The organism is Kitasatospora sp. NPDC040550 (assembly GCF_055594965.1).
The window spans coordinates 126,670-132,515 of sequence record NZ_JBVIWC010000009.1; the positions used below are offsets into that span (position 1 = coordinate 126,670).

General features: G+C 73.2%; 6 protein-coding genes and 6 tRNA genes. 8 read left to right on the top strand and 4 right to left on the bottom strand.

Annotated elements, in window-relative coordinates; genetic code table 11:
• Positions 1–303: 303 nt before the first annotated feature.
• Complete coding sequence (locus ACZ58X_RS15890) at positions 304–873, top strand: CGNR zinc finger domain-containing protein (protein WP_360230149.1); 570 nt, start codon at positions 304–306, stop codon at positions 871–873.
• Positions 874–897: 24 nt separating this feature from the next.
• Here the strand turns inward: ACZ58X_RS15890 and ACZ58X_RS15895 are convergent, their stop codons facing one another.
• Entirely contained in the window at positions 898–1,371 is a 474-nt protein-coding gene (locus ACZ58X_RS15895; protein WP_470334225.1) for a hypothetical protein, read from the bottom strand.
• 111 nt (positions 1,372–1,482) lie between these two features.
• Between ACZ58X_RS15895 and ACZ58X_RS15900 the strand changes: the two genes are divergently transcribed.
• Positions 1,483–1,983 carry a DsbA family protein gene (locus ACZ58X_RS15900; protein WP_470334226.1) on the top strand — a complete coding sequence of 167 codons (501 nt, stop codon included), beginning with the start codon at positions 1,483–1,485 and terminating at the stop codon, positions 1,981–1,983.
• A 40-nt stretch (positions 1,984–2,023) separates the two neighbouring features.
• Here ACZ58X_RS15900 and ACZ58X_RS15905 read toward each other — a convergent pair whose 3' ends face one another.
• The 3 genes from ACZ58X_RS15905 to ACZ58X_RS15915 form a co-directional block, all read right to left on the bottom strand.
• Entirely contained in the window at positions 2,024–2,866 is an 843-nt protein-coding gene (locus tag ACZ58X_RS15905; protein WP_470334227.1) for a GNAT family N-acetyltransferase, read from the bottom strand.
• A 77-nt stretch (positions 2,867–2,943) separates the two neighbouring features.
• A complete protein-coding gene (locus ACZ58X_RS15910) occupies positions 2,944–3,774 on the bottom strand; it encodes an aminotransferase class IV (RefSeq protein ID WP_470334228.1) in 831 nt (276 codons plus the stop codon).
• 25 nt (positions 3,775–3,799) lie between these two features.
• Entirely contained in the window at positions 3,800–4,879 is a 1,080-nt protein-coding gene (locus tag ACZ58X_RS15915) for a chorismate-binding protein (RefSeq protein WP_470334229.1), read from the bottom strand.
• Positions 4,880–5,211: 332 nt separating this feature from the next.
• Between ACZ58X_RS15915 and ACZ58X_RS15920 the strand changes: the two genes are divergently transcribed.
• From ACZ58X_RS15920 to ACZ58X_RS15945, 6 genes are all read left to right on the top strand, one after another.
• Positions 5,212–5,284 (top strand) — tRNA-Gly (locus ACZ58X_RS15920).
• Positions 5,285–5,324: 40 nt separating this feature from the next.
• Positions 5,325–5,398: transfer RNA gene (locus ACZ58X_RS15925), tRNA-Cys, on the top strand.
• Between the two features lie 34 nt (positions 5,399–5,432).
• Positions 5,433–5,504, top strand: a tRNA-Val gene (locus ACZ58X_RS15930).
• Between the two features lie 41 nt (positions 5,505–5,545).
• Positions 5,546–5,617 (top strand) — tRNA-Val (locus tag ACZ58X_RS15935).
• Positions 5,618–5,661: 44 nt separating this feature from the next.
• A tRNA-Val gene (locus ACZ58X_RS15940) sits at positions 5,662–5,733 on the top strand.
• A gap of 44 nt (positions 5,734–5,777) precedes the next feature.
• Positions 5,778–5,846: transfer RNA gene (locus ACZ58X_RS15945), tRNA-Val, on the top strand.

A 5,846-nucleotide genomic window follows, 5' to 3' on the forward strand; every position in this document is an offset into this window, starting at 1 on the left:
CACCGCTCCCCCCCCCCCCCCCCCCCCCCCCCCTCCCCCCCCCCCCCTCCTCCCCCCCCCTCCCCCCCCCCCTCCCCCCCCCCGCCACCGTCGTGTCCGGGGGCCGCGGCGGCTCCTCCGGGGCGCGGGGCGAGGGGCTCGGCAGGGGCGCAGACGCCCGGGCCGCACCCAGACCGGGACACTCCACCGGAATCCGTACAGGCCTTCGAAAGAACGCGCCGCCCTTATGCCGCAAGGGCCGGTATGGTCTGGGGTAACCGTGGACGCGGGGTACCGGAGTCCCCCTGCGCGAGGAGTCCCAACGTGCTGATCACCCATGACACCGAGTGCGCGCTGAGCATCCTCGTGGATCTGCTCAACACCGCACCCGAGGTGTGCGGCGACGAGCGACTGCCGGACGTCGCCGCGCTGGACGCCTTCGTGGGCCGCCAGGAGATCAGCGAGATCGACTCGCTGACCGAGGACGACCTGCGCCAGGTGCAGGAGCTGCGCACCCGGCTGCGCGAGGTGTTCTGGACGGAGTCCACCGAAGCGGCCGCCGAGCTGGTCAACGCGATCGTCGCGGCCGCCGGGACGACGCCCCGGCTGGTCAACCACGACCACCACGACTGGCACATCCACTACTTCGCCCCGCACGCCGCGCTCGGCCCGCACCTCGCGGCGGAGCTCGGCATGGCGCTGGCCTTCATCCTGATGGCGGGCGAGCGGGAGCGGCTGCGCCGGTGCGAGGCGCCGGACTGCGCGCGGGTCTTCGTGGACCTCTCCCGGAACCGCTCCCGGCGCTACTGCGACAGCCGCACCTGCGGGAACCGGCTGCACGTCGCCGCCTACCGGGCGCGGCAGCGGTCGGCGGAGGCCGTCGCCCCCGCCTGACCGGCGCCGCACCTCCCGCCCGGTTCAGATGCCGCGCTTGCGGAGGATCTCCTCGATGTCGGCGAAGTCGCCGAGGCCGTCGTCCTGCTTGCCCGTCTGCTGCTTGCCGGACGCCTTCGGGGCGTTCGACGCCTTGGGCGCCTGGGCCACCGCCGGGCGCTCCGGGGCGGCTGCGGCCGCGGCCGGACGCTCTGCGGCGGACTCCACCTCGCCGCGCCGGCCCGGCCAGCGGCTGGCGAACAGCAGCGCGGCGGAGACCCCGAGCAGCACCAGGCCCGTCCACACCCGGGGGTCGAAGACCAGCTTGGCCGCCCAGTCGGCGAACTCCCGGCCGATCGTGCTCGCCAGCGGGAACAGTCCGGTCAGGTAGAGCCCGGCGGGCAGCAGGGCGACCGCGAACCAGCGGGTCGCCGAGCGCAAGCGCCGCCGCCGGGCGCGCAGGCCCGCGACGGCCACGCCGCCGGCCGTGAGGAGGAAACTGATCACCGCGGTCAGCACGGGTGTGCCCCTTCGCTTCCGGTGGTCCTGGACATCGGTGCCTCCCTCTCGGTCCGCCCTCGGGCGCACCGCCGGGCGGGGGCGGGCACCCACTAGTGGAACACTGGGGGAATGATCGATGGTTCCCTCCCCCGCCTCGAGTTCTGGTGCGACCTCCAGTGCCCGGACTGCCGCACCGCCCTGGACGACGTACGGGCGCTGCGCGCGCAGTACGGCGACGCGCTGTCCGTCGAGCTGCGGCACTTCCCGCTGGAGAAGCACAAGCACGCCTACGCCGCGGCGGAGGCGGCCGAGGAGGCGTTCGCCCAGGGGCTGGGGTGGCCGTTCGTGGAGGCGCTGCTGGCCCGGGTCGAGGAGCTGGACGCCCGGGGGCAGCAGGTGCTGCTGGAGGTGGCCCGGGAGGTCGGGGTGGACGTCGAGGAGGTCGACACCGCGCTGGTCGACGGCCGGCACATGCTGATCGTGGACTCCGACCAGGCCGAGGGCAAGGCGATCGGGGTCACCGGGACGCCGACGTACGTGATCGGCCGCGAGCGGTTGGACGGCGGGAAGAGCCAGGACGGGCTGCGCGAGCGGATCGTCGCCGCCATCGAAGCGGCGAAGGCCTCCTGACGTACCTGATGCCCCGCTGGCCTGACGCTGCGTCAACTGCTCACAGTGGCTTGCCGTAACAGCGGTTGACGACCCGGTAGCCGAGCGAGGCGTAGAGCCGGAGGGCGGCCTGGTTGCCGGAGAAGACGTTCAGGCCGAGTTCGCGCACTCCGGCGGCCAGGCACTCCCGCTCGGCGAGCAGCATCAGGGTGCGGCCGTGGCCCCGGCCGCGGTGGGCCCGGTCCACCTCGACCACCATGACCCAGGCGAGCGGGGTGCCGTCCGGCAGGTCGCGCAGGCGGAGGTTCACCCAGAGCGAGCCGAGCGGCTCGGCGCCGTCCGGGCCGTGCAGCCGGCGCAGGGCGACGCCGGGGGTCCCGGCCCCCTGCTGGAGGACGTTGCGGTGGTCCAGGCGTGATTTGGCCAGGGCCTGCTCCTCGGTGAGGCCGGAGTCCCGCAGGGACCGGACGTACTCCCGCGCGGCCCGGTCGATCCAGGCCGGGAACTCCGCTGCGTCGATCGGGCGGGCGGTGACACCGGCGGGCAGCGGCGGGGCGGCGGTCAGGCTCTTGCCCAGGTTCCGCATCCGCTCGGTGTAGCCGAGGGCGGCGACGAGCCCCCGGGCGATCGGGGCGGACTCGGGGACGGCGACGTCGACCCGGGTGCAGCCCCAGGCGCGCAGCACCTCCTCCGCGGCCAGGGCGCCGAAGGTGCCGCGGCCCCGGCCGCGGCCCTCCGTGATCTCCAACTCCGCTATCTCGCCCCAGAGTTCACTGTCGTGGCGGGCGGAGGTGGTGCGCAGGGCGCCGACCTGGTGGCCGTTCGCGAGGATCCGCCAGCGTCTGGTGCGACCGCCGGCGGTGGTGGGTGTCTCCGGGCCCTCGGGGCGCAGCGTGGTGGTCATGTGGTGGTCCCTTCCCCTCGCCGGGAAGGTTATCCGCGCCGCCCGGGGCGTCCGCCCGAGGTTTCCCCGGCCCGGGATCAGGGGTCGAGGTCGTCGCCGCTGCGCTCGGTGAAGACGGTCATGGCCTTGGCGGTGACCGGGCCGGTGCCGGGCAGCCGGCGGTCGTCGACGCGGGTGACGGCCTGGACGTCGCGGGTGGTGGAGGTCAGGAAGATCTCCTCGGCCTCCTCGAGGGCGCCGAGCGGGAGGTCGGCCTCCTCCGCGCCGCACCAGTCGATGACCAGCTGCCGGGTAATGCCGGCCAGGCAGCCGGAGGCGAGCGGCGGGGTGAGCAGGCGGCCGCCGAGGACCACGAAGACGTTGGAGCCGGTGCCCTCGCAGAGTCGGCCCGCGGTGTTCGCGAACAGGGCCTCGGAGGCGCCGGTGCGGTGGGCGGCGGCGAGGGCGACCACGTTCTCGGCGTACGAGGTGGTCTTGAGGCCGGCGACGGCGCTGTGCTCGTTGCGGCGCCAGGGGACGACGGCGACGGCGGTCTCGTCGGGGCGGGGGCCGATGGCGTTGAAGGCGACCACCAGGGTGGGGCCGGTGGTGCCGCGCTCCGAGCTGAGCGGGCCGTTCCCGCCGGTGTAGGTGACGCGCAGGCGGCCGAGCGGAGCCGGGTTGGCGGCGAGGACCTGTGCGCAGGCCTCGCGGACCACGGCGTGGTCGGGGTCGGGCAGGCCGAGACCGCGGGCGGAGCGGGTGAGCCGGTCGAGGTGGCGGGTGACCGCGAAGGCCCGGCCGTCGACGGACTTCATGGTCTCGAAAACGCCGTCGCCGGTGGTGAGGCCGTGGTCGAGGACCGAGACGGCGGCGTCGGCGGAGTCGACCAGGGTTCCGTTGACCCAGCTCGTGGTGCGGGTGTTCATCGAGGGCTGCTCCTAGACACGGTTCCTAGACACGGTGCGGCTCGGGGGCGGTGTCGATGCCGGGCTCGCTGCCCGACGCTATCGCGACGAGTCGGGCGGCCTTGAGCTCGGTTTCCGCCCACTCGCGTTCGGGGTCGGAGCCCCAGGTGATGCCGGCGCCGGTGCCGAAGCGCAGCACGGGCACCCGCGGGTCCTGCCGGTCGAGCCAGAAGGTGCGGATGCCGACGGCGAGTTCGCCCTCGGCGCGGTCGGCGTCGACCCAGCCGACCGCGCCGCAGTAGGGGCCGCGGGGGGCGGTCTCCAGGGCGTCGATGATCCGCAGGGCGCTGGACTTGGGGGCGCCGGTGACCGAGCCGGGCGGGAAGGTCGCGTCGAGCAGTTCGGGCCAGCCGGCGCCGTCGCGCAGGGTGCCCGCGACGGTGGAGACCAGGTGGACCAGGCCGGGGTGCTTCTCGACGACGCAGAGGTCGGGGACGGTGACGGTGCCGGTCCCGCAGACCCGGCCGAGGTCGTTGCGGACCAGGTCGACGATCATCACGTTCTCGGCGTGGTCCTTGTCGAGGAGGTCGTCCTCGGTGCGGCCGGTGCCCTTGATCGGGCCGGAGGAGACGGTGCGCCCGGTGCGGTGCAGGTAGAGCTCCGGGGAGGCGGTGGCGATCTCGACGCCGTGGTCGGGCAGTCGGACGGTCCCGGCGTAGGGGGCGGGGTTGCCGCGGGCGAGGAGGCCGGTGAGGGCGTCGATGTCACTGCGGTCGGGGTCGGGCAGCGGGGCGGAGAGCACCCGGCAGAGGTTGGCCTGGTAGACCTCGCCGGCGGCTATGTGCGCGCGGATGCGGCGTACGCCCGCCGTGTAGGCGGCGCGGTCCAGGGAGCTGTGCCAGCTGCCGGCGTCCGGGCCGTGCCAGCCGGCGCCGGAGGGCGGGGCGGGCGCGGGGCAGACCTCGTCGAAGCGGGCGCAGGTCAGTCGGCCCTCGAAGTCGTAGGCGACGGCCCAGTAGCCGGAGGATTCGAGCGCGGCCGGGTCCGAGGTGACGTCGCGCAGTCCGGTGGCCAGGCGGCCGCCGAAGCGGGCGAGCGGGGTGCGGGGGTCGGGCTGGCCGGACACGGTTCTCCTGCGCGGTGGTGCTGGGGGTGGCGGTGCTTGAAGTGTAGGTCGGGGGGCGTGCCCCGGGTCGGGTCCGAGCCCCCCGCGCCCCCGCGTACGAGCAGCTGGGTGCGTCGCGCCGGTGTGCGCCGGGTGGCCTGCGGATGATCGTCCGGGAGCGCCGCAGGTGGTGACCGGTGACCGGCCGGGAGGGCTGACGGAACGGCACTCCGCCGGCATCCCCTCGGCACGCTGCGGGAACGGATTTTTAGCTGGCCCGGGAATCCGCTAGAGTTCAACACGTCGCCAGGGAGCGCAGCCGAGGAAAAGCGGTGAAGGTCCCGGGGAGACAGGCGGACGTGGCTCAGTTGGTAGAGCATCACCTTGCCAAGGTGAGGGTCGCGAGTTCGAATCTCGTCGTCCGCTCGATGGAGAACAGTGTAAGGTCGTTCTTCATGTGTTGCCTGGTGGAGTGGCCGAGAGGCGAGGCAACGGCCTGCAAAGCCGTGTACACGGGTTCAAATCCCGTCTCCACCTCCAAGGGGTTCCCCCGGTTCTGCCGGGAGACCTCCCCGCGCGATTAGCTCAGCGGGAGAGCACTACCTTGACACGGTAGGGGTCACTGGTTCAATCCCAGTATCGCGCACGTCGGACCTCACGGGGTTCGCTGTGGGAACGCCTCATCAGGCGCGATTAGCTCAGCGGGAGAGCACTACCTTGACACGGTAGGGGTCACTGGTTCAATCCCAGTATCGCGCACAGTAACGAGCCCTTCGAGGCTCGCTGCACAACCGCCACACCAGGCGCGATTAGCTCAGCGGGAGAGCACTACCTTGACACGGTAGGGGTCACTGGTTCAATCCCAGTATCGCGCACAGTAACGAGCCCATCGGGGCTCGCTGCACAACCGCCACACCAGGCGCGATTAGCTCAGCGGGAGAGCACTACCTTGACACGGTAGGGGTCACTGGTTCAATCCCAGTATCGC

Bases quoted from the DNA above. Each gene is read 5' to 3' on its own strand.
- ACZ58X_RS15910 (WP_470334228.1), bottom strand. From the start codon at position 3,774: ATGAACACCCGCACCACGAGCTGGGTCAACGGAACCCTGGTCGACTCC.
- ACZ58X_RS15905 (WP_470334227.1), bottom strand. From the start codon at position 2,866: ATGACCACCACGCTGCGCCCCGAGGGCCCGGAGACACCCACCACCGCC.
- ACZ58X_RS15900 (WP_470334226.1), top strand. From the start codon at position 1,483: ATGATCGATGGTTCCCTCCCCCGCCTCGAGTTCTGGTGCGACCTCCAG.